The sequence below is a fragment of the Bacillus sp. UNC69MF genome (assembly GCF_000746035.1).
In the GTDB taxonomy this organism is placed as follows: domain Bacteria; phylum Bacillota; class Bacilli; order Bacillales; family Bacillaceae; genus Bacillus; species Bacillus velezensis.
Genome location: NZ_JQKM01000003.1, coordinates 86839 through 111267 on the forward strand (window position 1 = coordinate 86839; position 24429 = coordinate 111267).

22 protein-coding genes and 1 pseudogene are annotated in these 24429 nt (G+C 48.2%); 17 read left to right on the forward strand and 6 right to left on the reverse strand.

The annotated features are described in order from the left end of the window. The first annotated feature begins 60 nt into the window (after positions 1 to 60). A complete protein-coding gene (gene htpG / locus BR62_RS0100425; RefSeq protein WP_032869299.1) occupies positions 61 to 1941 on the forward strand; it encodes a molecular chaperone HtpG in 1881 nt (626 codons plus the stop codon). Between the two features lie 42 nt (positions 1942 to 1983). On the opposite strand, the gene BR62_RS0100430 is transcribed toward htpG, so the two are convergent. From BR62_RS0100430 to BR62_RS0100440, 3 genes are all read right to left on the reverse strand, one after another. Continuing rightward, positions 1984 to 3372, reverse strand: coding sequence for a sugar porter family MFS transporter (locus BR62_RS0100430; RefSeq protein WP_032869301.1), 1389 nt, complete (start codon positions 3370 to 3372; stop codon positions 1984 to 1986). A gap of 121 nt (positions 3373 to 3493) precedes the next feature. Beyond that, positions 3494 to 4426 (reverse strand): aldo/keto reductase, encoded by a 933-nt coding sequence (locus BR62_RS0100435; protein ID WP_015240911.1) that lies wholly within the window; start codon positions 4424 to 4426, stop codon positions 3494 to 3496. A 77-nt stretch (positions 4427 to 4503) separates the two neighbouring features. Next, the gene (locus BR62_RS0100440; protein WP_007407842.1) at positions 4504 to 5259 is read right to left on the reverse strand and encodes a DeoR/GlpR family DNA-binding transcription regulator; all 756 of its coding nucleotides are present in this window, start codon (positions 5257 to 5259) and stop codon (positions 4504 to 4506) included. A 444-nt stretch (positions 5260 to 5703) separates the two neighbouring features. Here BR62_RS0100440 and iolA point away from each other — a divergent pair, with 444 nt between their 5' ends. The 15 genes from iolA to BR62_RS0100515 all read left to right on the forward strand — a co-directional run bounded on the left by iolA (position 5704) and on the right by BR62_RS0100515 (position 21873). Next, a complete protein-coding gene (gene iolA, locus BR62_RS0100445) occupies positions 5704 to 7167 on the forward strand; it encodes a methylmalonate-semialdehyde dehydrogenase (protein ID WP_032869303.1) in 1464 nt (487 codons plus the stop codon). A gap of 73 nt (positions 7168 to 7240) precedes the next feature. Further along, on the forward strand, positions 7241 to 8056 hold the full coding sequence (gene iolB, locus BR62_RS0100450; protein WP_012118847.1) for a 5-deoxy-glucuronate isomerase: 816 nt from the start codon (positions 7241 to 7243) through the stop codon (positions 8054 to 8056). 23 nt (positions 8057 to 8079) lie between these two features. After that, entirely contained in the window at positions 8080 to 9072 is a 993-nt protein-coding gene (iolC, locus tag BR62_RS0100455; protein ID WP_007407838.1) for a 5-dehydro-2-deoxygluconokinase, read from the forward strand. Between the two features lie 24 nt (positions 9073 to 9096). Further along, positions 9097 to 11010 (forward strand): 3D-(3,5/4)-trihydroxycyclohexane-1,2-dione acylhydrolase (decyclizing), encoded by a 1914-nt coding sequence (gene iolD / locus BR62_RS0100460; RefSeq protein WP_032869305.1) that lies wholly within the window; start codon positions 9097 to 9099, stop codon positions 11008 to 11010. Positions 11011 to 11025: 15 nt separating this feature from the next. Further along, positions 11026 to 11922 (forward strand): myo-inosose-2 dehydratase, encoded by an 897-nt coding sequence (gene iolE / locus BR62_RS0100465; RefSeq protein ID WP_032869307.1) that lies wholly within the window; start codon positions 11026 to 11028, stop codon positions 11920 to 11922. A gap of 12 nt (positions 11923 to 11934) precedes the next feature. Beyond that, positions 11935 to 13230 carry an MFS transporter gene (locus BR62_RS0100470; protein ID WP_020958070.1) on the forward strand — a complete coding sequence of 432 codons (1296 nt, stop codon included), beginning with the start codon at positions 11935 to 11937 and terminating at the stop codon, positions 13228 to 13230. Positions 13231 to 13252: 22 nt separating this feature from the next. Beyond that, positions 13253 to 14287 (forward strand): bifunctional inositol 2-dehydrogenase/D-chiro-inositol 1-dehydrogenase, encoded by a 1035-nt coding sequence (locus BR62_RS0100475; RefSeq protein ID WP_015418570.1) that lies wholly within the window; start codon positions 13253 to 13255, stop codon positions 14285 to 14287. 19 nt (positions 14288 to 14306) lie between these two features. After that, the gene (locus tag BR62_RS0100480; RefSeq protein WP_007407833.1) at positions 14307 to 15176 is read left to right on the forward strand and encodes a sugar phosphate isomerase/epimerase family protein; all 870 of its coding nucleotides are present in this window, start codon (positions 14307 to 14309) and stop codon (positions 15174 to 15176) included. 87 nt (positions 15177 to 15263) lie between these two features. Beyond that, positions 15264 to 16106: a 2-keto-myo-inositol isomerase gene (gene iolI, locus BR62_RS0100485; RefSeq protein ID WP_007407832.1), complete on the forward strand. Its 843-nt coding sequence runs from the start codon at positions 15264 to 15266 to the stop codon at positions 16104 to 16106. Between the two features lie 2 nt (positions 16107 to 16108). Next, on the forward strand, positions 16109 to 16981 hold the full coding sequence (fba, locus tag BR62_RS0100490) for a class II fructose-1,6-bisphosphate aldolase (protein WP_032869309.1): 873 nt from the start codon (positions 16109 to 16111) through the stop codon (positions 16979 to 16981). 107 nt (positions 16982 to 17088) lie between these two features. Beyond that, positions 17089 to 17778 carry a two-component system response regulator YxdJ gene (yxdJ, locus tag BR62_RS0100495; protein ID WP_004393241.1) on the forward strand — a complete coding sequence of 230 codons (690 nt, stop codon included), beginning with the start codon at positions 17089 to 17091 and terminating at the stop codon, positions 17776 to 17778. Continuing rightward, a complete protein-coding gene (yxdK, locus tag BR62_RS0100500; RefSeq protein WP_020958066.1) occupies positions 17775 to 18752 on the forward strand; it encodes a two-component system sensor histidine kinase YxdK in 978 nt (325 codons plus the stop codon). The genes yxdJ and yxdK overlap by 4 nt, the downstream gene beginning before the upstream one ends. A gap of 143 nt (positions 18753 to 18895) precedes the next feature. Continuing rightward, positions 18896 to 19669 carry an ABC transporter ATP-binding protein YxdL gene (gene yxdL / locus BR62_RS0100505; protein ID WP_007614823.1) on the forward strand — a complete coding sequence of 258 codons (774 nt, stop codon included), beginning with the start codon at positions 18896 to 18898 and terminating at the stop codon, positions 19667 to 19669. After that, positions 19644 to 21512 carry an ABC transporter permease YxdM gene (yxdM, locus tag BR62_RS0100510; protein ID WP_032869311.1) on the forward strand — a complete coding sequence of 623 codons (1869 nt, stop codon included), beginning with the start codon at positions 19644 to 19646 and terminating at the stop codon, positions 21510 to 21512. Before yxdL ends, yxdM begins: the two co-directional genes overlap by 26 nt. A gap of 13 nt (positions 21513 to 21525) precedes the next feature. Then, a complete protein-coding gene (locus BR62_RS0100515; RefSeq protein ID WP_012118831.1) occupies positions 21526 to 21873 on the forward strand; it encodes a YxeA family protein in 348 nt (115 codons plus the stop codon). Between the two features lie 40 nt (positions 21874 to 21913). Here the strand turns inward: BR62_RS0100515 and BR62_RS0100520 are convergent, their stop codons facing one another. Continuing rightward, positions 21914 to 22876, reverse strand: coding sequence for an iron-hydroxamate ABC transporter substrate-binding protein (locus tag BR62_RS0100520; RefSeq protein WP_025285529.1), 963 nt, complete (start codon positions 22874 to 22876; stop codon positions 21914 to 21916). Between the two features lie 129 nt (positions 22877 to 23005). Between BR62_RS0100520 and BR62_RS0100525 the strand changes: the two are divergent. Beyond that, positions 23006 to 23397: pseudogene (locus BR62_RS0100525) on the forward strand (hypothetical protein). Positions 23398 to 23447: 50 nt separating this feature from the next. Here the strand turns inward: BR62_RS0100525 and BR62_RS0100530 are convergent. Together BR62_RS0100530 and BR62_RS0100535 are read right to left on the reverse strand one after the other, a co-directional pair. Then, positions 23448 to 23810 (reverse strand): hypothetical protein, encoded by a 363-nt coding sequence (locus BR62_RS0100530; RefSeq protein WP_007407823.1) that lies wholly within the window; start codon positions 23808 to 23810, stop codon positions 23448 to 23450. A 160-nt stretch (positions 23811 to 23970) separates the two neighbouring features. Then, on the reverse strand, positions 23971 to 24357 hold the full coding sequence (locus BR62_RS0100535) for a hypothetical protein (RefSeq protein WP_007407822.1): 387 nt from the start codon (positions 24355 to 24357) through the stop codon (positions 23971 to 23973). Positions 24358 to 24429: the final 72 nt, after the last annotated feature.

Below are 24429 nucleotides of genomic sequence, written 5' to 3' on the forward strand. Positions count from 1 at the left end.
TAAATAGATGCTGAAAAGATTTTACATAACATCAAAGCATAATTAAAGGAGAGATCTGAAGTGCGGAAAAAAAAGTTTAAAGCAGAATCCAAGCGATTGCTGGACATGATGATTAACTCCATTTACACGCAGAAGGAAATTTTTCTCCGCGAGTTAATTTCCAACGCGAGCGATGCGATTGACAAAATCTATTACAAGGCGTTAACCGATGATTCATTAACGTTTGATCAAGACAATTACTACATAAAAGTGACGGCGGACAAAGAAGCGAGAACGCTCACCGTCACAGATACCGGTATCGGGATGACAAAAGACGAGCTTGAACAGCATCTCGGCACGATTGCGAAAAGCGGTTCACTCGCTTTCAAGCAAGAAAATGACACGAAAGATGGCCATGACATTATCGGCCAGTTCGGCGTCGGATTTTATGCGGCGTTTATGGTGGCTGATAAAGTCACGGTGAAAAGTAAGGCGCTCGGCAGTGACGAGGCGTATGTATGGGAGTCGGAAGGGGCTGCCGGCTACACGATCGCGCCGTGTGACAAGGAAACCGTCGGTACGGAAATCACCTTGAAAATAAAAGAAAACACAGAAGATGAAAGCTATGATGAGTTTTTAGAAAACTACCGCATCAAAGCGATCGTGAAAAAGTACTCTGATTTTATCCGCTACCCGATCAAAATGGAAGAGACGGTCAACAAGCCGAAAGAGGGCAGCGAGAACGAATTTGAAGAAGTTCAGGAAGAACAGACGGTCAACAGCATGGTGCCGATCTGGAGAAAAAATAAAAGCGAGCTGACGGATGAAGATTACGAGGCTTTTTACGCCGAGAAGCATTACGGCTTTGATAAACCGCTGACCCATGTGCATATCAGCGTCGATGGAGCGGTGCGCTACAATTCGATTTTGTTTATTCCGGAAAACATGCCGTTTGACTATTATACGAAGGAATTCGAAAAAGGATTGGAGCTGTATTCCAACGGCGTGCTGATCATGAACAAATGCGCCGACCTGCTTCCGGACCATTTCAGTTTTGTAAAAGGCATGGTCGATTCTGAGGATCTGTCGCTGAACATTTCCAGAGAGATGCTGCAGCACGACCGCCAGCTGAAGCTGATTGCGAAAAACATCAATAAAAAAATCAAAGCCGAGCTGAAGAGCCTGCTGAAGAACAAAAGAGAAAAATATGAATCTTTCTATGAATCTTTCGGCAGACAGCTCAAATTCGGCGTCTATAATGATTTCGGCGCGAATAAAGATGTCTTAAAAGATCTGCTTCTCTTCTATTCATCTAAGGAGAAAAAGCTCGTCACTCTGGACGAATATGTGTCCAGAATGCCTGAGGATCAAAAATATATCTATTACGCGTCCGGCGATTCATATGAGCGGATTGAAAAGCTGCCGCAAACTGAAATGGTGGCGGACAAAGGCTACGAAATTTTATACTTCACGGAAGATATTGATGAATTCGCGATCAAAATGCTGACAAGCTATGAGGAAAAAGAATTCAAATCCGTATCAAGCGCCGACTTAGGCATCGACAGTGATGAGGATGAAAAGCAGACTGAAGCCGAAGAGAACGAATATAAAGACCTGTTCGAAAGCATGAAAGAGATTCTTGCGGATAAAGTAAAGAACGTCAGAGCGTCGAAACGTTTAAAATCCCATCCGGTATGCTTTGCGACAGACGGCGAAGTGACGATCGAAATGGAAAAAGTATTAAACGCCATGCCTGACAGCCAGCAGGTCAAAGCGGAAAAAGTGCTGGAAATCAACCCGAATCACGAAGTGTTTGAGGCGTTAAAGAACGCGCACGGACAAGATCGGGAAAAGCTGGCATTATACACAAATCTTCTCTACAATCAGGCGCTTCTGATTGAAGGGCTGCCGATCCATGATCCGGTCGAATTTACGAATGACATCTGCAAAGTTATGGTATGACGCCAAAAAGGAATCGCCCAGCGGGGGCGATTCCTTTTTTTATTACAGTGTGCGCTGTTTAAGAATTTGATTTTGTTTGCTGCGCTTCTTTAAGGAGAACCGTTTTTTCAAGTGCGTTTCGATTTCTTCTAAACTTCTGCCCTTCGTTTCAGGAACGATGTAAGCGGCGAAGAAGAAGGATGAGAGGCAAATGACTGAGAATATTCCGAATACCCAGCCGATGCCCATAGCGCTCAGCATAAGCGGGAATACCAGTGAAACGATCAGGTTGGTTGCCGACAGGATCAATGTCGTAAATCCGGTTGCGGCTCCGCGTGCGTTTGACGGGAACAGCTCCGGCATCAGAACCCATACGACGGGACCCCAGGTCGCCTGGTAGAAGACGATATAGATGCCGAGAAACAGCACGGTCAGCCATGCTGTTGAAGCTGACAGGCCGGCCAGAAGGAGAATGGCTGATAGTGACGCCAGGCTCAAGGTAATGCCGACGCTTCCCCACATCAGCAGTTTTTTCCGGCCGATCCGGTCAATTAAGATCATGGCGGTGATACACATGATGACGTTTAAGACACCGATGCCCATCGTGCCGAGAACGGACGCCGAAGTGCCGAGTCCGGCCTTTGTAAAGATGGTCGGCGCATAGTAAATCACCGTGTTGATACCGACCGCCTGCTGGAAGATGGCAAGGCCGATCCCGATCAGCAGCATAGGACGGATCCATTTGGCTTTCAGCAAGCCGAGCGTAGATTCTTTTTTCTCGGCTTCTCCTTGTTTCATTTCCGCCAATTCAACGGCGATATCCTCTTTGTCGTGGGTCATTTCCATGACTTGTCTGGCTTCCTTCTCACGGCCGCGTTTGACGAGCCATCTCGGAGATTCCGGCATAAACGCGATTCCGATTAATAAAAGCGCCGCCGGTACTGCGGCGAGACCGACCATCCAGCGCCAAGCTTCAAACGGGGTGAATATGTAATTCACGATATATGCGAGTAAAATTCCGGTTACAATCATTAAGTTATTCAATGTGCCGAGCGTTCCGCGTATTTTCGTCGGCGCCATCTCAGATAGATAAACGGGAACAAGCGCCGTTGAGCCCCCGACGGCTAACCCGAGTATGACACGGGAGATAATCAGCATGGTGACGGTTTGCGAAGCCGCACAGGCAAGCGCGCCGATAATAAAAATGAGTGAAAGGACGAAAACCACTTTTCTCCGGCCCCATCGGTCAGAGCATGTCCCGCTTAATGCGGACCCGAAAATCGCACCGAGCAGCAGCATGCTGACGACCAATCCCTCGGTCAGCGTGTTTAAAGGAATATCATTGTTAATAAATAACAAAGCCCCTGAAATCACACCGGTGTCATAGCCGTAAAGCAGCCCGCCTAATGCTCCGAAAAAGTAAATCAGGTATTTTTTGGTGTTTTTCTTCACAGATGATCCTCCTCATCTTTTGGAACGCATAATAGTTTATTTAGATAACTATTTCATTCCCCGAAGAGAAAAATATAAACATAAAAAAAACACGCCCCTTTTAAAAGGCGTGTTTTTTTTCTTAGGAAAACAGCTTGTCGATAAACGCGATTTCTTCAGCAGATAGCGTAATGGAGGCTGCTTTCATGTTGTCTTTTAATTGATCCGCGCGTTTGGCGCCCGGAATCAGGATATCGATTTCAGGTCTCGCCAAGTACCAGGCAAGCACGATATGCGCCGTATCGGCATTGTGCTTTTCGGCAATCGGTTTGAGCTGGTTGACTTTTTTGATGTTTTCTTTAAACTGCTCCCCTTGGAAATGCGCCTGGTCATTGCGCAGGTCGCCTTCAGGGAAGGTTGTGTTCTCGTCGTATTTGCCGGCCAGCAGTCCGGATACGAGCGGGAAGTACGGAATGAATGAGATGCCGTGTTCTGTCGTATAAGGGAAGAAAGTCTTTTCCGCCTCACGGTTCAGCAGGTTGTATTCTCCTTGAATCACGTCGACTAAGCCGTCTTTATTGGCTTCTTTCAGCTGTTCCAAAGAGAAATTGGATACGCCGATGGAACGGATTTTTCCTTCTTTTTTCAGCTCATTCAATGCTTGAACGGCTTCGTCCTTCGGCGTGTGCTCATCCGGGAAATGGATGTAGAATAAATCGATGTAATCAGTCTGCAGGCGTTTCAGGCTGTCTTCGACCGATTGTTTCAAAAAGGCCGGTGAGTTGTCGAAAACAAAGTCATCGCCTTCTTTTCTGTGAGCGGCTTTTGTGGCGATGAAGACATCCTCGCGTTTGCATTCTTTCAGCACCTCGCCGATTAATTCTTCAGAACGGCCCACACCGTAAATATAGGCAGTATCTAACATGGTAACGCCGCTTTTAATCGCTTCCCGGACCAATTCTTTTCCCGTCTCTTCATTCAGATTCGGGTAGAGATTGTGTCCGCCGACCGCATTTGTTCCCAAACCGATCGGAAATACCTTTAGGTCAGTTTTGCCGATTGTTACTTTGCTCATGTTTTCGCCCCCTGAAAAAATTGGATATCATAGCGGCTGCCGGAAAAATACGGCAGCGTTCTCTATTAACTATAACGCTATGCCAAGTGAATGTCGATTTGATGCTCTTGGCAATACTTCGTATATTCCTCATCGAGCTGCTGAGAAGTGACAATGCTGTGAAGCCGGTCGAAAGGCGCGTATGTCAAAAGCGTGGATTTGCCGAATTTGGAATGATCCGCGAGCAGATACACTTCGTTCGCCTTTTCGGAAATTCTCTTTTTCACCTCGTATTCCAGTAAGTCGGAATTCGTCAGGCCGTGGGTGATCGTTGTCCCGGTAGCGGACATGAACGCCTTGTTAATGTTGTATTTATTGAGTGTGCTCGGATCATCAATGCCGACAAACGACCTTGTCTTCCGCTTGTAATTATTGCCGATGATGATCAGGTCGATATTTTTCATGGATGAAGCAGCGTTAATAATATCAAGGCTGTTCGTCAAAACCGTCACATTCTTATCGGGATCAAGCGTCTCCAGCATCGATTTGGTCGTCGTGCCGGAATCAATAAATACAAGATCGTGATCCTCGATAAACCGTGACGCATAGCGGGCGATTTTGATTTTTTCGTCCTGATGTTGAATGGTGCGGTTCTCAAAAGGGACGAGCACAGATTTTTCGGCTGATGTCACGCCGCCGTACACCTTTTTGATAACCCCTTTTTCCGCAAGCTTATTAATATCGCGTCTGACCGTGTTTTTAGAGACGTTGAATACCTCGCACAGCTCATCCAGCGAAGTGGCTCCGTGTTTGAGAATGTAATCTTCCATCTCCTGAATCCGCATCAGTTTCATAAAAAAACTCCTTCTAGAATTCTTAAAGTAATTAAAATATATAATAAACACCAAGAGTTAATCAATAGTTACTTAACAAATGATAAAAAAGAGGGTTCACGCCGTACGATTCGACACGGTTCTCCAAGTTCCTGTTTTCCCGATCAAAAAAAGTATGATAAAAATAATGAAAAAATTTTGATTTTTTAGATTGACTTGAAGATGTGTTGGGCTTACAATGTAACCAAGAAATGACCAAAACATAACCTGTAAAATCAAAAGTGAAAGATGTAACCGTTTGCTTTTTCCGGTACATGACCAACTTTTACATGGAAAGATTGGGAGTCACCATCATTTTAGCATTTGTAAGCGTTTAATTCATGTCTTTTATATGTAAAAGATGAATATATTCATCCGTTATTATCCAGCTGAACAGGATGTTTACTATTTAAGGAGGCAATGAGAATGGCAGAGATCAGAAAACTGAAAAACTACATCAATGGTGAATGGGTTGAAAGTAAGACAGATCAATATGAAGACGTTGTCAATCCGGCTACAAAAGAAGTGATGTGCCAGGTTCCGATTTCTACGCGGGAGGATGTGGAATACGCCGTCCGCTCAGCGTCAGAGGCATTTCAAACATGGTCAAAGACGGCAGTGCCGCGCCGTGCGAGAATTCTATTTAACTATCAGCAGCTTCTCCAGCAGAACAAAGAAGAGCTTGCCCGTCTGATTACTTTGGAAAACGGTAAAAACACGACGGAGGCACTCGGTGAAGTGGGTCGCGGAATTGAAAACGTCGAATTCGCAGCGGGCGCGCCGTCACTCATGATGGGCGATTCACTTGCCTCTATTGCGACGGATGTAGAGGCGGCGAACTACCGCTATCCGATCGGGGTGGTCGGAGGTATCGCACCGTTCAACTTCCCGATGATGGTCCCGTGCTGGATGTTCCCGATGGCAATTTCGTTAGGAAATACGTTCATTCTGAAGCCGTCTGAGCGCACGCCGCTGTTAACGGAAAAACTGGCAGAGCTGTTTGAACAGGCCGGTCTGCCGAAGGGCGTCTTCAATGTCGTGCACGGCGCGCATGACGTCGTAAACGGCGTTCTTGAACATCCGGATATTAAAGCCATCTCATTCGTCGGTTCAAAACCTGTCGGCGAGTATGTTTTCAAAAAAGGCAGCGAACATTTGAAACGCGTGCAGGCGTTAACGGGCGCGAAAAACCATACGATCGTGCTGAATGACGCCCACCTTGAAGATACGGTCGCAAACATTATCGGCGCGGCATTCGGTTCGGCAGGAGAGCGCTGCATGGCATGCGCGGTTGTGACGGTTGAAGAAGGAATCGCCGATGAGTTTATTTCGAAATTACAGGAAAAAGCAGCGGACATCAAGATCGGAAACGGACTGGATGACGGCGTGTTCTTAGGCCCGGTCATCCGCGAGGACAACAAAAAACGCACGCACAGCTATATTGAAAAAGGCATCGAAGAAGGAGCGAGACTTCTTTGTGACGGGCGTGAAAACGCAACGGAAGACGGCTATTTCGTCGGACCGACGATTTTTGACAACGTGACGACGGATATGACGATCTGGAAAGATGAAATCTTTGCGCCCGTTCTGTCGGTCATCCGCGTGAAAAACTTAAAAGAAGCGGTGGACATCGCCAACCAGTCTGAATTTGCGAACGGCGCGTGTCTGTTCACTTCAAATGCGAACGCGATCCGCTACTTCCGTGAGAATATTGACGCGGGAATGCTCGGCATCAACCTTGGCGTCCCGGCGCCGATGGCATTCTTCCCGTTCTCTGGCTGGAAGTCTTCTTTCTTCGGCACATTGCACGCAAACGGAAAAGACAGCGTCGACTTCTATACACGTAAAAAAGTCGTGACGGCACGATACCCGTCTCCTGACTTCAATTGATCTGACAGCCGGCCCGGACGGCTTTGTGATTCCGTCCGGGTTTTCTTTTACCATCCATTAAGGAGGAATAAACATGAGTCATTTGCTGCGCAAACCGCAGGCCGATGAGATTTCTCAAGGCGTGAACATCATACATGACGTCACTTCAGCCAATTCAGACCTCAAATACGTCGGATTTAAAGTCGTTGACCTCACTCCCGGTTCCGCATATACAGAGGATTTGAAAAAGACGGAGTGCTGCATCGTTGCGGTAACGGGAAAAATCACCGTCACTGATTATGATCAGACATTTGAAAGCATCGGCACCCGTGAAAGCGTATTTGAAAGAAAACCGACGGACAGCGTTTATGTGTCCAATGACCGCTCTTTTGAAATCACAGCGGTCAGCGGGGCGAGGGTCGCGCTGTGCTATTCTCCGTCCGAACACCAGCTTCCGACAAAGCTGATTAAAGCGGAAGACAACGGTGTGGAACATCGCGGCAAGCTGGCAAACAAACGAACCGTTCATAATATTCTCCCCGATTCAGATCCATCGGCAAACAGCCTTCTCGTTGTTGAAGTTTACACGGACAGCGGCAACTGGTCGAGCTACCCGCCTCATAAACATGACCAAGACAATCTGCCGGCTGAATCCTTTTTAGAAGAAACCTATTACCATGAAACGGACCCGCCGCAGGGGTTTGTCTTCCAGCGTGTGTACACGGACGACCGCTCGATTGACGAGACGATGACCGCAGAAAATGAAAACGTTGTCATCGTACCGGCGGGCTATCACCCGGTTGGTGTTCCGGACGGGTATACCTCTTACTACCTGAATGTAATGGCGGGACCGACACGAAAATGGAAGTTTCATAATGATCCGGCCCATGAATGGATCCTGGAACGCTAACAAGTGAGGAGTGGCAGACAACGATGAAATATACGTTTAATGAAGAAAAAGAGTTTGATATTGTCGCGATCGGACGCGCGTGTATTGATTTGAACGCGGCGGAATACAACCGGCCGATGGAAGAAACGATGACGTTTTCTAAATATGTCGGCGGTTCCCCGGCAAATATTGCGATCGGCAGCGCCAAGCTCGGATTAAAAGCCGGTTTTATCGGCAAAATCCCGGACGATCAGCACGGCAGATTCATCGTTTCTTATATGCAGGGAAAGGGCGTTGATACGTCACAAATGACCGTTGACAGAGAAGGACGCAAAGCCGGGCTCGCTTTTACCGAAATTCTCAGTCCCGAAGAGTGCAGCATTCTGATGTACCGGGATGACGTGGCGGATTTGTATCTTGAGCCGTCCGAAGTCAATGAAGGCTACATCGCAAACGCGAAAATGCTGCTCGTATCAGGTACGGCGCTTGCGAAAAGCCCGTCGCGCGAAGCCGTCTTAAAAGCGGTGCATATCGCAAAAAAACATGACGTAAAAGTCGTGTTTGAGCTCGACTACCGTCCGTATACATGGCAATCGGCAGAAGAAACAGCCGTGTACTACACGCTGGTGGCGGAACAATCCGATATCGTCATCGGTACGCGTGACGAATTTGACGTAATGGAAAACCGCAGCGGCGGAAATAACGATGAAACCGTCCGCCATTTGTTTGCGCATTCCGCCGATCTTGTCGTCATTAAGCACGGCGTTGACGGATCATACGCATACAGCAGATCGGGAGAAGTTTTCCGGGCGCATGCCTATAAAACAAAGGTGCTGAAGACCTTCGGAGCGGGTGATTCCTATGCGTCAGCCTTCATCTACGGACTTGTCAGCGGCCGGGATATTGAAACGGCTTTAAAATACGGGAGCGCTTCCGCTTCCATCGTCGTCAGCAAACACAGCTCCTCAGAAGCAATGCCGGCTGCCGGTGAAATCATCGAACTGATTGAAGCGCAGCACAGTCTTAACGGTAAATAGAACGTATAAAAGGTGGGATCGTTTGTGGGTAAGACAATTCGCTTAACGACAGCACAAGCGCTGATTCAATTCTTGAACCGGCAGTACATTCATGTTGACGGAAAAGAAGAGCCGTTCGTTGAGGGCATCTTCACGATTTTCGGCCACGGAAATGTGTTGGGGATCGGGCAGGCGCTTGAGCAGGACGCCGGGCACCTGAAAGTCTATCAAGGCAAAAACGAACAAGGCATGGCGCATGCCGCGATGGCATACAGCAAGCAGATGCTGAGAAGAAAAATTTACGCGGTATCGACATCGGTCGGTCCGGGTGCCGCTAACTTGACGGCTGCCGCGGGTACGGCGCTGGCCAATCATATCCCGGTGCTGCTGCTTCCGGCCGATACCTTTGCGACGAGGCAGCCTGACCCGGTGCTTCAGCAGGTGGAGCAGGAATACAGTGCCGCCGTCACAACAAACGATGCGTTAAAGCCCGTGTCCCGCTATTGGGACCGCATCACCCGCCCCGAGCAGCTGATGAGCAGCTTAATCCGGGCGTTTGAAGTGATGACAGATCCGGCAAAAGCGGGTCCGGCGACCATCTGCATTTCTCAGGATGTAGAGGGAGAAGCATTTGATTTTGATGAAAGCTTCTTTGAAAAACGCGTTCATTACATTGACCGGATGCAGCCGAGCGAGCGTGAACTGAAAGGCGCCGCGGAGAGAATTAAGGAGAGCAGCCGTCCCGTCATTTTAGTGGGCGGAGGCGCAAAGTACTCCGGCGCGCGTGAGGAATTAATCGCGCTTTCTGAAACATACGGCATTCCGCTTGTCGAAACGCAGGCCGGCAAGTCAACGGTTGAAGCCGATTTTGCCAACAATCTGGGCGGCATGGGCATCACGGGCACCCTCGCCGCAAACAAAGCCGCCCGTCAGGCTGATCTGATCATCGGTGTCGGCACACGGTACACGGACTTTGCGACATCCTCGAAAACGGCGTTTGATTTTGACAAAGCAAAATTTTTGAATATCAACGTCAGCCGCATGCAGGCTTACAAGCTTGACGCGTTTCAGGTCGTAGCCGATGCGAAAGTGACGCTCGGCAGGCTGCACGGCTTATTAGACGGATATAAAAGTGCATTCGGCACGGCGATTAAAGACTGGAAAGATGAATGGCTTGCTGAACGGGACCGGCTCGGAAAGGTCACTTTTACACGTGACGCGTTCAAACCGGAAATAAAAAACCATTTCTCACAGGACGTGTTAAACGAGTATGCCGACGCGCTCGGGACTGAGCTGCCGCAGACAACGGCGCTGTTGACCATCAATGACACGATTCCTGAAGACAGCGTCGTCATCAGTTCGGCGGGATCTCTTCCGGGGGATCTGCAGCGGCTGTGGCATTCCAATGTCCCGAATACGTACCACCTCGAGTACGGCTATTCCTGCATGGGGTATGAAGTATCAGGCACGCTCGGCCTCAAGCTGGCCCATCCCGACAAAGAAGTCTATTCACTCGTCGGCGACGGAAGCTTTCTGATGCTGCACTCAGAGCTGATTACCGCGCTTCAATATAACAAAAAAATCAATGTCCTGCTTTTTGACAACTCCGGATTCGGCTGTATCAACAACCTGCAGATGGATCACGGGAGCGGCAGTTATTTCTGCGAGTTCCGCACAGAGGACAATCAGATTTTAAACGTTGATTACGCGAAGGTGGCAGAGGGCTACGGCGCTAAAACATACAGAGCCAATACGGTTGAAGAACTGAAAGCGGCGCTTGAAGATGCGAAAACGCAAGACGTATCCACTTTAATTGAAATGAAGGTTCTGCCGAAAACGATGACGGACGGCTATGACAGCTGGTGGCATGTCGGCGTGGCGGAAGTGTCGGAGCAGGAAAGCGTTCAGCGGGCATACGAAGCGAAAGAGACGAAGCTGAAGTCTGCAAAGCAGTACTAGAGGGGAGGCATCACGATGGGCAAACAAGATATTCTGTGGGGCATCGCTCCCATTGGGTGGCGCAATGACGATATGCCGGAAATCGGAGCCGGGAATACGCTGCAGCATTTGTTAAGCGATATTGTTGTCGCCGGCTTTCAAGGTACGGAAGTGGGAGGGTTTTTCCCTGAACCCTCCGTCCTCAATAAGGAGCTGGCTCTCCGGAACTTGCGGATTGCGGGGAAATGGTTCAGCAGCTTTATCATACAAGACGGTATTGAAAAAACGGCTGAACAATTTACAGAACACTGTGATTATTTGCAGAAAGTCGGAGCGGATGTCGCCATCGTTTCTGAACAGACGTACAGCGTTCAGGGCTTGGACATTGATGTATTTAAGGAAAAACCGCATTTCTCAGATGAAGAATGGGATACGCTGTGCCAAGGCTTGAACCGTCTCGGGAAAATCGCTGACGAATACGGGCTGGACCTCACGTTTCATCATCATCTCGGCACAGGCGTCCAGACGGCGGAAGAAGTTGACCGGCTGATGGATGGAACGGACCCGCGGTATGTCCATTTACTTTATGATACCGGCCATGCCTATATCTCGGACGGAGACTATATGACGATTCTCAACAAGCATATGGATCGGATCAGACACGTTCATTTCAAGGACGCCCGGTTTGACATTATGGAGCGGTGCAGACAGGAAGGCAAGTCATTCAGGCAGTCGTTTTTACAGGGCATTTTTACGGTTCCCGGAGACGGATGCATCGATTTTACCGAAGTATACCGAACGCTCGTCCGTCATGATTATTCAGGCTGGATCGTCATCGAAGCCGAACAAGACCCGGCAGTCGCCAATCCGCTTGAGTACGCGCTGATTGCGAGAAAGTACATCGACAGTGAACTGCTTGATCCTGCAAATTAGAGGGGGACTTATATGAATAGTGCCAAGGCGGAATCAGCTTTCAGCAAAAGGACCATCGCCGCAGCATTAGCAAATTACATTGATGCGGGTTCCATTGTGGCAGGATCAGCGGGTTTATCTATGTGGGTCAGCTATTTGAAGCTGTCCGACAGCCAGATCGGATTGCTCGGCGCTTTCAGCGCAAATGCGATATCAGCGGCCATCGGAGCGCTGCTCGGCGGGTATTTTGCTGATAAGGTCGGCCGAAAAGCTGTATACACAAACAGTATGCTCGTCTACGCCTTAGGAATTTGTTTGGTTTTGTTTGGATTTAACTTTCCCATGCTGTTATGCGGATACATGATTATCGGGATTTCTGTAGGCGCGGATATTACGGCTTCATGGACCATTATCGCGGAAAACGCCCCCGAGAAAAACCGGGCGAGGCATTGCGGAGTGGCGCAGGTGGCGTGGGCCGCAGGAGCCGTTGTGGTTCTGCTGTTATCCGTTTTGGTCGGTGACCTCGGGCTTTTAGGAAATAAAATTGTCTTTGCGCATCTATTGGTGATTGCCCTGATCACATATGTGATAAGAAAGCGTTTACCTGAGTCGGATGCCTGGAAAAACAGTGAAGAGCGGCCTGCCGCCGTGAAAAAAACATCTTATTTTGACCTGCTTCAGCCGAAATTTTTCAAGAACATTTTGTTTTTAATGGGTGTGTTTCTCGTATGGAATCTCGCAGCGGGCGTCATGGGATTCTTCATGCCGTACATCTACCAGCAGGTCGGCGGCGTATCCGCAAATACGGCCAACATTCTTCAGATGGGCCTGTTTATATTCACCGGGCTCGGCGTCGCCTGTATCTTCATGCCTTTTGCAGATAAATATCGGAAAACGGTGTTCGGAATCTGCGCATGTATGGCCGTTGTCGGCTGGTCGCTGTTTTTACTGCCGTTTCAGGGGCTCCCGATGCTGCTTTTGTTTGTCTTAGCGATCGGCATCAATAACGGAGCCGGCCAGCAGGCGAACTACCAGCTGTGGGCAAGCGAGCTGTTCCCGACAGAACACAGAGCGTCAGCACAAGGGCTCATGTTCTTTCTCGTCCGTATTTCAATCGGAATTTGGAGTTTATTTGTGCCGGTCATCATGTCACAATTCGGCATCGGTTTTATGGCCGGTATTCTGCTCATATGTGTGACGGCCAGTATGATCATCGGGCTTGTCTTCGCGCCGAATACGTCCGGCAAGTCGCTTGAACAAATACAGGAGGAACTGTACGGTGCTCCTCAGGACGGCAGCGGGAAAAGAAAGACGAGAACCATTATTTGATTATCAGAAGGAGTGGCGATCAATGAATTTACGTATAGGTGTTATCGGAACCGGTGCTATCGGAAAAGAGCACATCAACCGCATCACAAATAAGCTGTCCGGCGCGGAAATTACCGCTGTCACAGATGTGAATCAGGAGGCCGCGCAGCAGACCGTTCAGGATTTCAATTTGAACGCCTCCGTTTATCCTGATGACGACAGCCTCCTCGCTGCTGAAAATGTGGATGCCGTCTTAGTGACAAGCTGGGGCCCGGCTCACGAGTCCAGCGTTTTGAAAGCGATTCAGCACGGCAAGCACGTGTTTTGTGAAAAGCCGCTTGCGACAACGGCAGAAGGCTGTATGCGCATTGTCGAGGAAGAAATGAAGACGGGAAAACGATTGGTGCAGGTAGGTTTCATGCGCAGGTATGACAGCGGTTACGTTCAGCTGAAAGAAGCGATTGACAACCGCGTGGTCGGCGAGCCGCTCATGATTCACTGTGCGCACCGCAACCCGACAGTCGCATCGAATTATTCAACGGACATGGCCGTCGTCGATACGCTCGTTCATGAAATTGATGTCCTCCACTGGCTCGTCAATGACGACTATGAATCCGTACAGGTGATCTATCCGAAGAAATCAAAAAATGCGCTGCCGCATCTGAAAGATCCGCAGATGGTCATCATCGAAACAAAAGGCGGCATCGTCATCAATGCCGAAATCTACGTGAACTGTAAATACGGCTATGACATTCAATGTGAAATCGTCGGGGAAGACGGCATTATCAAGCTTCCGGAACCGTCAAGCATCAGCTTGAGAAAAGAAGGGAAATTCAGCACCGATATCCTGATGGATTGGCAGCGCCGATTTGTGGCTGCGTATGATGTGGAAATTCAAGACTTCATTGATTCGATCCGGAATAAAGGCGAAGTCAGCGGTCCGACGGCATGGGACGGTTATATTGCCGCGGTGACAACTGACGCGTGCGTAAAAGCTCAGGAATCCGGACAGAAAGAGCCTGTGGCGCTGCAAGAGAAACCGGCATTCTACCAATCATTTACGACTGTGAACAAATAATAGATCGGGAGTGAAAGAAATGAAACTGGCCTTAGATCCCTCCATGTACCGCGATGATTTAACGTTAGAAGAAATGGTCTATAAAACGGCGGAACTCGGATACGAATATATCGAACTGTCCCCGCGCGAGGATTTTTGTCCTTTCTATAAATATCCGAAAGTCGATTCAGCAAAAATCAAACAATTGAAGCGCCTTTTAAAGGATACAGGTGTGAAGCTGTCTTCTCTTCTTCCGCTTTACCACTGGGCGGGTCCTGATGAAGACCGTCGTCAGGCCGCCGTGCGCAACTGGAAACGGGCGATCGAAATTGCGGTTGAACTTGAAGTGGATTTGATGAACAGTGAATTCAGCGGTTCAAAATATGATCCTTTGACAAGTGAAGAAAAATTCATCAAATCCATGGATGAACTGCTGCCCGTCTTTGAAAAAGAAGGCGTTAAACTCAATCTGCAGGCTCATCCATACGATTTTATCGAAACGCACAAAGGGGCGATGGATATGATCCGCGCGCTTGACAAGGATTGGATCAATCTTGTCTACTCGACTGCGCATACGTTCTTCTATGATGACGGAAAAGGCGATATTGCGACCATGTTTGATGAAGCCGGCGACCGCCTCACACATGTTTTATTTGCAGATACTTTTAATCATAAAGCGGCGCATGGCCTGCGCTACATCGTCAACCCGCCTGACGCGAAAGTAACGGTTCACCAGCATTTGGACATCGGGCAAGGCGAGGTTGATTTTGAAACGATTTTCAGAAAGATGAGAGAGATGAAATTCGACGGAATTGCGACGAACGCCGTTTTTGCTTGGGTCGGCGAAAGAGCGGATGAATCAAGCCGGACCACGCTTAAGAAATTAAAGGAAGAATTAGGTATGGCATAAGCTGAGTATGGAGTTCGGCGGAGCGGGGCAAAAAAGCCCTCCAGCCGGACTCCCTTCATATCGAAAACGCGGATGGGAGAGGCTGACATGAAACTTTGCTTTAATGAAGCGACTACGCTGGAGAATTCAAACCTGAAACAGGATTTAGAACTGTGCGAAAAGCACGGCTATGATTATATTGAAATCCGCACAATGGATAAACTGCCGGAATACTTAAAAGACCATTCACTGGCCGATCTGGCGGAATATTTTCGCACCCATCACATTAAACCGCTTGCCCTGAACGCACTGGTTTTCTTCAACAACCGTGATGAGAAGGGCTATAGGGAGATCATTTCGGAATTCAAAAGCATGATGGAAACCTGCAGGACGCTCGGCGTGAAATATGTGGTGGCCGTGCCGCTTGTGACAGAGCGGAAGATCTTGAAAGAAGAGATCAAAAAGAGCAGCATAGAGGTGCTGACTGAGCTTTCGGACATCGCGGAGCCGTACGGCGTAAACATTGCCCTTGAATTTGTCGGCCACCCGCAATGTACGGTCAATACATTTGAACAGGCGTATGACATCGTGAACGCTGTCGGCCGCGATAATGTCGGACTGGTGTTTGACAGCTTCCATTTCCACGCGATGGGCTCCAATATTGAGAGCTTGAAGCAGGCGGACGGAAAGAAAATTTTCATCTATCATATCGACGATACAGAAGACTTTCCGATCGGCTTTTTAACAGATGAAGACCGCGTCTGGCCTGGACAGGGTGCGATTGACTTAGACGCCCATCTGTCAGCGTTAAAAGAAATCGGATTCAATGATGTTGTCTCCGTAGAGCTGTTCAGACCTGAATATTATAAGCTGACTGCGGAGGAAACGATCAAAACGGCAAAGGAAACAACGGAAGCCGTCGTATCAAAATACTTCATGAAGGAGGCGTGAACATGGCTTTTGTCACCATGAAACATCTTCTTGCAGAAGCGAAACGGGAGCATTATGCAGTCGGCCAATTTAATATCAACGGCCTCCAATGGACGAAGGCGATTCTGCAAGCGGCGCAAAAGGAGCAATCGCCGGTCATCGCCGCGGCTTCCGATCGTCTGGTCGACTATTTAGGCGGATTTAAAACGATTTCCGCCATGGTCGGCGCGTTAATGGAAGAAATGGCGATTACCGTTCCCGTCGTGCTCCATCTTGATCACGGAAGCAGTGCGGAACGCTGCAGACAGGCCATTGACGCCGGATTCAGCTCAGTGATGATTGACGGCTCCCATCATCCGATTGATGAGAACATCGCGATGACAAAAGAAGTCGCCGATTATGCAGCTAAGCACGGCGCCTCAGTAGAAGCAGAAGTCGGCACGGTCGGCGGTATGGAAGACGGGCTGGTCGGCGGGGTCCGCTATGCCGATGTCGCCGAATGTGAGCTGATCGTCAAAGAAACCAATATTGACGCGCTGGCCGCCGCCCTCGGCTCCGTCCACGGCAAATATCAAGGTGAACCGAATCTCGGATTTAAAGAAATGGAGGCTATCTCCCGCATGACTGATATTCCCCTCGTTCTCCACGGAGCATCCGGGATTCCGCAGGATCAGATCAAAAAAGCCATCACGCTCGGCCACGCGAAAATCAATATCAACACGGAATGTATGGTAGCCTGGACAGACGAAACACGCCGCATGTTTCAGAAAAACGGTGATCTGTACGAACCGCGCGGCTACATGACACCCGGCATTGAAGCCGTGGAAGAGACGGTGCGAAGCAAAATGAGAGAGTTCGGATCAGCCGGTAAAGCCGTAAAACAGCAGGTCGGCTGATGAGAACGGAAACCGCCAAGATGGCGGTTTTTTTGTGCGGTGTTGCGCCCGTACGCCCGAAACGATTATGATGATGGCAGCAGTGTAAGAAACGGGAGTGGTTCAGTTTGAATAAAATCATGATTGTGGAAGATAGTGAAGACATTCGCGGACTATTGCAGAATTACCTTGAAAAATACGGATATCAAACCGTGGCCGCTGCGGATTTCACGGCTGTTCTTGATGTTTTTTTGCGGGAAAAGCCTGATGTGGTGCTGCTTGATATCAATCTGCCGTCTTATGACGGCTATTATTGGTGCCGCCAGATCCGCCAGCATTCTACAAGCCCGATCATTTTCATCTCAGCCAGAAGCGGGGAAATGGATCAAGTGATGGCGATTGAAAACGGCGGAGATGATTATATCGAAAAACCGTTTTCCTACGATATTGTGCTGGCGAAAATCAAAAGCCAGATCCGCAGGGCATACGGAGAGTACGCCGCCAAGCAGGGAGAGAAAGTGGTTGAATATGCCGGTGTGCAGCTCTTTGTGGAACGGTTTGAACTGCGCTTTCAGGACGAAAAAAGCGAGCTTTCTAAAAAAGAAAGCAAGCTTTTGGAAGTGCTGCTGGAGCGGGGAGAAAAGGTGACGGGAAGAGACCGGCTCATGGAAAAAACGTGGGACACCGACATTTTCGTCGATGATAATACGCTTAACGTGTATATCACGCGGCTCAGAAAAAAACTGCGGGAGCTGAATGCGCCTGTTTCCATTGAATCGGTGCGGGGCGAAGGCTACCAGCTGAGGGCGCTGTCATGAAGCTGTTTCTCCGGTCTCATGCCGTGCTGATTCTGCTTTTTCTCCTTCAAGGGCTGTTTGTTTTCTTTTATTACTGGTTTGCGGGTCTTCATTCTTTTTCCCACCTGTTTTACATATTGGGCGTGCAGCTTCTTATTTTGGCGGGATATCTTGCCTATCGCTGGTACAAAGACCGCGGTGTGTATCATTGGCTCAGCTCGGAGCAGGAAGGGACGGACATCCCGTATCTCGGTTCTTCAGTGTTTTGTTCAGAGCTGTATGAAAAGCAGATGGAGCTGACCCGGATGCAGCACCAGAAGCTCCATGAGACCGAAGCCAAGCTTGACGCGCGGGTGACGTATATGAACCAATGGGTGCACCAAGTAAAAACGCCGCTGTCGGTCATTAATTTAATCATTCAGGAAGAGGATGAGCCCGTCTTTGAACAAATCAAAAAAGAGGTCCGGCAGATTGAATTCGGGCTGGAGACGCTTCTTTATTCTTCAAGGCTCGACCTGTTTGAGCGGGATTTTAAAGTTGAAGCGGTTTCCTTATCAGAGCTTCTCCAATCGGTCATTCAAAGCTATAAACGATTTTTTATTCAATACCGCGTCTATCCGAAAATGGATATTCGCGATGATCATCAGATTTACACCGATGCGAAATGGCTCAAATTTGCGATCGGCCAAGTGGTCACAAATGCGGTCAAGTATTCGGCAGGCAAGAGTGACAGACTTGAGCTGAATGTCTTCCGCGATGAAGACAGGACGGTGCTTGAAGTCAAAGATTACGGTGTCGGCATTCCCTCGCAAGATATCAAGCGGGTGTTTGACCCTTATTACACCGGCGAAAACGGACGGCGTTTCCAAGAATCTACGGGAATCGGCCTTCATCTCGTCAAAGAAATTACGGGCAAGCTTAATCATACGGTGGACATCACTTCGTCCTCCGGTGAAGGGACATCGGTCCGATTTTCATTTCTTACAAAAATGTAAGGCTGCGTTAAGAAAACAACATAGCTCGTTTTGTTTCCCCTTGATAACATGGATTTATGTCAAGGGGATTTTTATGTTAAATGCCCCGGCACTACATGAAAGCAGCCCAGACCAACAAGAATAAAACCATAAGGAGGATTTTCATGGCGAATATGCTTGAAGTCAAACATATAAATAAAACCTATAAAGGACAAGTGTCCTATCAAGCTTTAAAACAAATTTCGTTTTCAATAGAAGAAGGCGGGTTCACGGCGGTGATGGGACCGTCCGGCTCCGGAAAAACAACGCTTTTGAATATCATTTCAACGATCGACCGGCCGGATTCAGGCGATATCCTGATTCACGGAGAAAACCCGCACCGGCTGAAGCGGACAAAGCTCGCTCATTTCCGCCGCAAGCAGCTCGGATTTGTGTTTCAGGATTTCAACCTTCTGGACACACTGACAATCGGTGAAAATATCATGCTGCCGTTAACGCTTGAAAAAGAAGCGCCGTCTGTCATGGAAGAAAAACTGCACGGCATCGCGGCAAAGCTCGGAATTGAAGACCTGCTCAACAAACGGACGTTTGAAGTATCCGGCGGACAGCGCCAGCGGGCCGCCATCGCAAGAGCGGTCATTCATAAGCCGTCACTCATTCTGGCCGATGAACCGACGGGAAACCTTGATTCCAAAGCGTCAAAAGACGTCATGGAAACGATGCAGAGCCTGAATCAGGATGATCATATCACGGCTTTGATGGTGACCCATGATCCGGTTGCGGCAAGCTACTGCCGCCGCGTCATCTTTATAAAAGACGGCGAACTGTTTAATGAGATTTACCGCGGGGAAAACCGCCAAGTCTTTTATGAGCAGATTCTTGATGTGCTGTCTATGCTGGGGGGAAACGCAAATGACCTTTCTTCAGTTCGCTTATAAAAACGTCACGAGAAACAAAAGGGCCTATCTTGCTTTCTTTTTAAGCAGCGCTTTTTCCGTTTTGATTTTCTTTACCTTTGCGATGTTCCTGTTTCATCCGGCACTAAAGGAAGGCTACCTGAATAACATCGCCAGAAAAGGCTTAACCGCTGCGGAATGGATGATCTTTGTTTTTTCTTTCTTATTTGTTCTGTATTCGGTTAACGCATTTTTGAAATCGAGAAATAAAGAATTCGGCATCCTGCTGATGCAGGGTATTACGCCGGTGCAGCTGAGAAAGCTCATTACGGCGGAAAACATGATCATCGGCGTCATGTCGATCGCAGCCGGGATTATCGGAGGCTTCATTTTTTCGAAAACGTTCTTTACGGTCGGCGCTTATATTTTAGAAATGGACGCGCTGCCTCTGTACATGCCTTGGAAAGCGCTCGGCATTACGGCCGGCGGATTTCTGCTCTTATTTTTCCTTTTATCGCAGTTCACGATCCTTTTTGTCAGATCAAATACGGTGATCAAATTAATAAAGGGCACTGACAAGATCAAGCCGGAGCCGAAGCCGTCCGTGCTTCTGTCTATATTCGGCATCGCCTGCCTGTGCGGCGGGTACGGCATGGTTCTGAAAGGCAATGTCCACGGGACTCAACCGTTCATCATTTTACTGCTTACCGTCATCGGCACGTATTTCTTTTTCAGCCAAAGCAGCATCTGGATTCTGCGCGCGCTGAAGAAGTGGAAAACCTTTTATCTGCGCGGGAAAAATGTCATTTGGGTTTCTGACCTTGTCTATCGATTAAAAGACAACGCCCGCCTGTTCTTTATCGTCAGCATTATTTCCGCGGTAGCGTTTACGGCGACGGGCGTGCTCGCGATGTACAAATCGACTGTCGGGGCGGAAGAGTCCGGTTATGAGATGGAGTATTTATCTTACAGCGGCAACCCAAAAGAACAGACTCATTTGAAAAAAATTGACCATGAACTGAAAACACACGGCTTTACGTATAAGAAAGACAAAATAAATGTTTCCTATGTCCGCTATCAGGAAGGAGAAACTGTTCCCCCTGTTTACATGATCAGCAAATCGGATGTGTCAACATACTTCCATGTCAAGCTGAACGGCCTGAAACATGATGAGGCTGTCTATTTCCCGGGCACGTATGACCGCAATTTCAAAAACGAAGCGCCGGATCAGCTGAAGCTGCTGAACCAAAAAGGCAAGCCGTCTGACCAAAAACTGACGGTAAAAGAAGTCGAAAAACCGCTGATTTCATTAAATGCCGTCATTGCGGTGAACGATCAAACCTTTGATCAGCTTAAATCACTCGGTGAAAAAGCGTCATTATACGGCTACAGCTATGATCATTGGAAAGACAGTCTTGGGATCAGCCAATCCTTGAAAAATGAGATTTACGGCAACTATATCGACGTGCATTCTGATTTTATGGCAAAAGCCGGGACGTACTATGATACGGTGCAGCTGCCGAGCCTGAGTTTATTTATCGGCCTGTTTATCGCAATTGTATTCTTTGTCGCGGCAGCAAGTTTCTTATATTTCAGGCTGTTCACTGATTTAGATGAGGACCGGGAGCGCTACCGTTCATTGGCCAAAATCGGTCTGAGTGAGCGTGAAATGGCACAAAGCGTGACGATACAATTGGCGATTCTCTTTTTCTTTCCTTTCGTCATTGCCGTCATGCATACCCTGTTTGCCTTGAGAACATTGGCCGTGGAAGGCTATTCCGATGTAGCGGGGCCGCTCAGTCTGACCATCGGAGGGTTTTTCATTTTTCAGCTTCTGTTCTTCCTCACAGTGCGGTCAAGCTATTTGAAAAAAATGAACAAGTAAGGGGAGTGCAAAGATGAAAAAAGCATTGGCAATCCTGGCCGTCTTGGCGGCCGCTGCCGTCATATACGGACTTCTCTTTTTTCATAACGATGTTACAGACAGATTTAATCCGTTTATTCACCAGCAAGATGTCTATGTGCAGATTGATCGAGATGGCAAACATCTTAGCCCGGGCGGTACTGAGTATACATTAGACGGATACAACGCATCCGGGAAAAAAGAAGAAGTGACCTTTTACGCCGCGAAAGACCTTCGGAAGAACGCGTATTTGAAGGTGAAGGCGAAAGGAAAGTATGTCGAGACCTGGGAAGAAGTCAGGTTTGAAGATATGCCGGGCTCCGTACAGTCAAAATTAAAGTGAACAGGAAAAACGGCACAGTGTCATGACTGTGCCGTTTTTTTTATTTTTTATTTTCTTCAGCCCGTTTGATCAGCATGTCGGTGATGATATCCATCTGTTTGCTGACGGCAATCGGGTCATAAGGATAGAAGGTGTTGAAATCGTTGATAAAGACACGATTGTTTTTTACGGCATCGAGATTTTTCCAAACGGATGAATCTTTCAGACGCTCAAATGTTTTGCTTTCTCCATTCGGATTGTAATCGGTAATGAACATATAATCAGCCGCATATTGAGGGATGACCTCTTGGGAAACCTGTTTCATGGCGCCCGTTTTCATGATGTCTTTTTCAATTTTGGCCGGCGCTTTCAATCCGAGCGCGTTATAAACGGCTTGGCCGCCGCGGCCGGAATTGTCATTGAAAATCCAGATTTCGCCTTTATCCGTCGTTTCATAAAGGCCGACTGTCTCGTCTTTGCCGATCACGTTTTTGAGGCGCTTTTGATTCGCTTCGGCTTTTTTGTTGAAGTCTGCCATAAAGCTTTTGGCTTTATCCTTCGCCCCGGCAATGTCGCCGAATAGGCTGACCGTATCTTTCGTATTCTTTGCGGTGTTAAAAGGAATGACAATCGTCGGTGCGATTTTCGATAGTTTCTCGTATTGGTCATCCTTCATCAGCACGATTAAATCAGGCTTCAGCTGCATCACTTTCTCCACATTGACGGGATTGCCGATGTCCGTGGTGTTTTTCAGCTGTTTTTTGATAAACGGATTTTTGAAAGCCCATGAGCCCGCCCCGACGACATTTGCGTCAACGGACAGCAGCTCACCTGCATAAAAGTCAGTGACGATCCGTTTCGGATGTGCGGGTATGTCAATATTTCCTTTTGTTGATTCATATGTACGCATGTCTGTCTTTCCTTTGCCTGATGCCGATCCATTGTTTTCCTTCGCGCCGCTGCAAGCGCTTAATGCGAAAACAAGCAGAAGTGCCAGGCCGATCAGCCATGATTGTTTCTTCATAATGATCCCCCTATTTCAGTGATAATGATTATCATTATTAATATAGCAGGAAGACGTCATTCCGTCTATGTTTTTTATAGAAAACCTTCCTTGATTATCCATGTTATAGTAGTAAAGGAAGAGGAATGAATGTTGATTACGAAAAGAGGGACTTGGTGGGAAGTGCTGCACAGCTGGTGGCTGCTGCTGACTTTTGCGCCGTTTGCGCTGACCGCTTTCTTGGCCTTTTTCTATATCGGCTACCGGGCTAAGAACAAAAAATGGCTGAAATACGGACTTATTATTTTATTATTTTAGCAATTGCTTTTGTGCTGCCGAGCACGCCGGGCGTGTATATCGTGCTGCCTTTATGGGTCATCTCCATCATTCACGGGCTGAAAGTGCGGGCGGCTTATTTGATACAGCTTGATGTGTTTAAACAAAACGTCGAAGCAAGAGCGTATGAAGCGGTAAGGCATGAGGTGGAAGCAAAATTCGGCGGACAACCCGCTCATCGCATTGATCTGACAAAACAGAGATAAAAACAAATGACAAAGCCGGTATCTCGCGCTTTGTCATTTGCATGACCGGCCTATTGCTGGTATGAATGCTGCTGAAACGGTGTGTGATGCTGTGTTTGCGGGAATGAAGAAACATTAGCGTTTGCCATCGGTGCAGGCATGTGTCCGCTTACTTCCTGCTGAAGCTGATTGCACACATTCACGATTTGCTGGCATTTTTGAATGGCCGCTTCATGCCCCTGCAGCGCTTGCTGAATGGTATGAACGGCATGCTGTTCATGGTTAAGCATCTGCTGAAGCATTTGAATGTTTTGCTGTTCCTGCTGGAGCATTTGCTTGTACTGCTGACTGCTTTGCTGTGTCTGCTGAATAAGCTGCTGTGCTGTTTGGCGGCATTGCTGCAGCTGATTTCCGCTGTATTGGTTTTGATACATCATGAAAACCTCCTGGAGTGATTGATTTTACACATTTATCATGTGAAAGAATAGGAGAGGCATTCATGCAAGAAAAGGATTCAAATATTTACCTGTTATGTACAGAGCGGAATACAAGGCTCGGGATGGCCTGTCGAGCTTTGTATTCCGGCCCTTTTTCTCAGAAGCCGCCTTCTGTAGCGTGAAAAGGAATATTGAGTCTGTTTTCGACTGCGCGCAGGCGCTGATTCAAACGGTTTAAGCGGCGGGTATGGATTTCAATGGACTGGCTCAGCCGTCTGATCTGCTCATTCATACGCGTGATTTCCCGGTTTTGGCGCTGGTCTTCTTGTGAGAGGCGGGTGAGCTCTCTCGTTTGCTCGGCGTTTTGTCTTTCAAGCTGGGCGACTCTCCGTTCTAAACCTGTCGGCTGCCGCTCTTCGGACTGAGGGGGCGCATAATAATAGCTTTCCTGCTGCTGATACGGCTCATACTCAACGCGGTTCACTTCGTATTCCTGCTGCTGAGGGAAATAGGCAGGCGGGGTGTAGTACTGATATGGGTTCATTCATCATTCTCCTTATCTAGTGAAGTCTTTATACACTATGTAGTCAATTGCACAGTGCCACGGCATCCGCCT

Excerpts from the sequence above, each read along its gene's own strand:
- BR62_RS0100435 (WP_015240911.1), bottom strand. The coding sequence starts at position 4,426 with ATGAGCAAAGTAACAATCGGCAAAACTGACCTAAAGGTATTTCCGATC.
- BR62_RS0100440 (WP_007407842.1), bottom strand. The coding sequence starts at position 5,259 with ATGAAACTGATGCGGATTCAGGAGATGGAAGATTACATTCTCAAACAC.
- iolA (WP_032869303.1), top strand. The coding sequence starts at position 5,704 with ATGGCAGAGATCAGAAAACTGAAAAACTACATCAATGGTGAATGGGTT.
- iolB (WP_012118847.1), top strand. The coding sequence starts at position 7,241 with ATGAGTCATTTGCTGCGCAAACCGCAGGCCGATGAGATTTCTCAAGGC.
- iolC (WP_007407838.1), top strand. The coding sequence starts at position 8,080 with ATGAAATATACGTTTAATGAAGAAAAAGAGTTTGATATTGTCGCGATC.
- iolE (WP_032869307.1), top strand. The coding sequence starts at position 11,026 with ATGGGCAAACAAGATATTCTGTGGGGCATCGCTCCCATTGGGTGGCGC.
- BR62_RS0100470 (WP_020958070.1), top strand. The coding sequence starts at position 11,935 with ATGAATAGTGCCAAGGCGGAATCAGCTTTCAGCAAAAGGACCATCGCC.
- BR62_RS0100475 (WP_015418570.1), top strand. The coding sequence starts at position 13,253 with ATGAATTTACGTATAGGTGTTATCGGAACCGGTGCTATCGGAAAAGAG.
- BR62_RS0100480 (WP_007407833.1), top strand. The coding sequence starts at position 14,307 with ATGAAACTGGCCTTAGATCCCTCCATGTACCGCGATGATTTAACGTTA.
- iolI (WP_007407832.1), top strand. The coding sequence starts at position 15,264 with ATGAAACTTTGCTTTAATGAAGCGACTACGCTGGAGAATTCAAACCTG.
- fba (WP_032869309.1), top strand. The coding sequence starts at position 16,109 with ATGGCTTTTGTCACCATGAAACATCTTCTTGCAGAAGCGAAACGGGAG.
- yxdK (WP_020958066.1), top strand. The coding sequence starts at position 17,775 with ATGAAGCTGTTTCTCCGGTCTCATGCCGTGCTGATTCTGCTTTTTCTC.
- yxdL (WP_007614823.1), top strand. The coding sequence starts at position 18,896 with ATGGCGAATATGCTTGAAGTCAAACATATAAATAAAACCTATAAAGGA.
- yxdM (WP_032869311.1), top strand. The coding sequence starts at position 19,644 with ATGACCTTTCTTCAGTTCGCTTATAAAAACGTCACGAGAAACAAAAGG.
- BR62_RS0100515 (WP_012118831.1), top strand. The coding sequence starts at position 21,526 with ATGAAAAAAGCATTGGCAATCCTGGCCGTCTTGGCGGCCGCTGCCGTC.
- BR62_RS0100520 (WP_025285529.1), bottom strand. The coding sequence starts at position 22,876 with ATGAAGAAACAATCATGGCTGATCGGCCTGGCACTTCTGCTTGTTTTC.
- BR62_RS0100530 (WP_007407823.1), bottom strand. The coding sequence starts at position 23,810 with ATGTATCAAAACCAATACAGCGGAAATCAGCTGCAGCAATGCCGCCAA.
- BR62_RS0100535 (WP_007407822.1), bottom strand. The coding sequence starts at position 24,357 with ATGAACCCATATCAGTACTACACCCCGCCTGCCTATTTCCCTCAGCAG.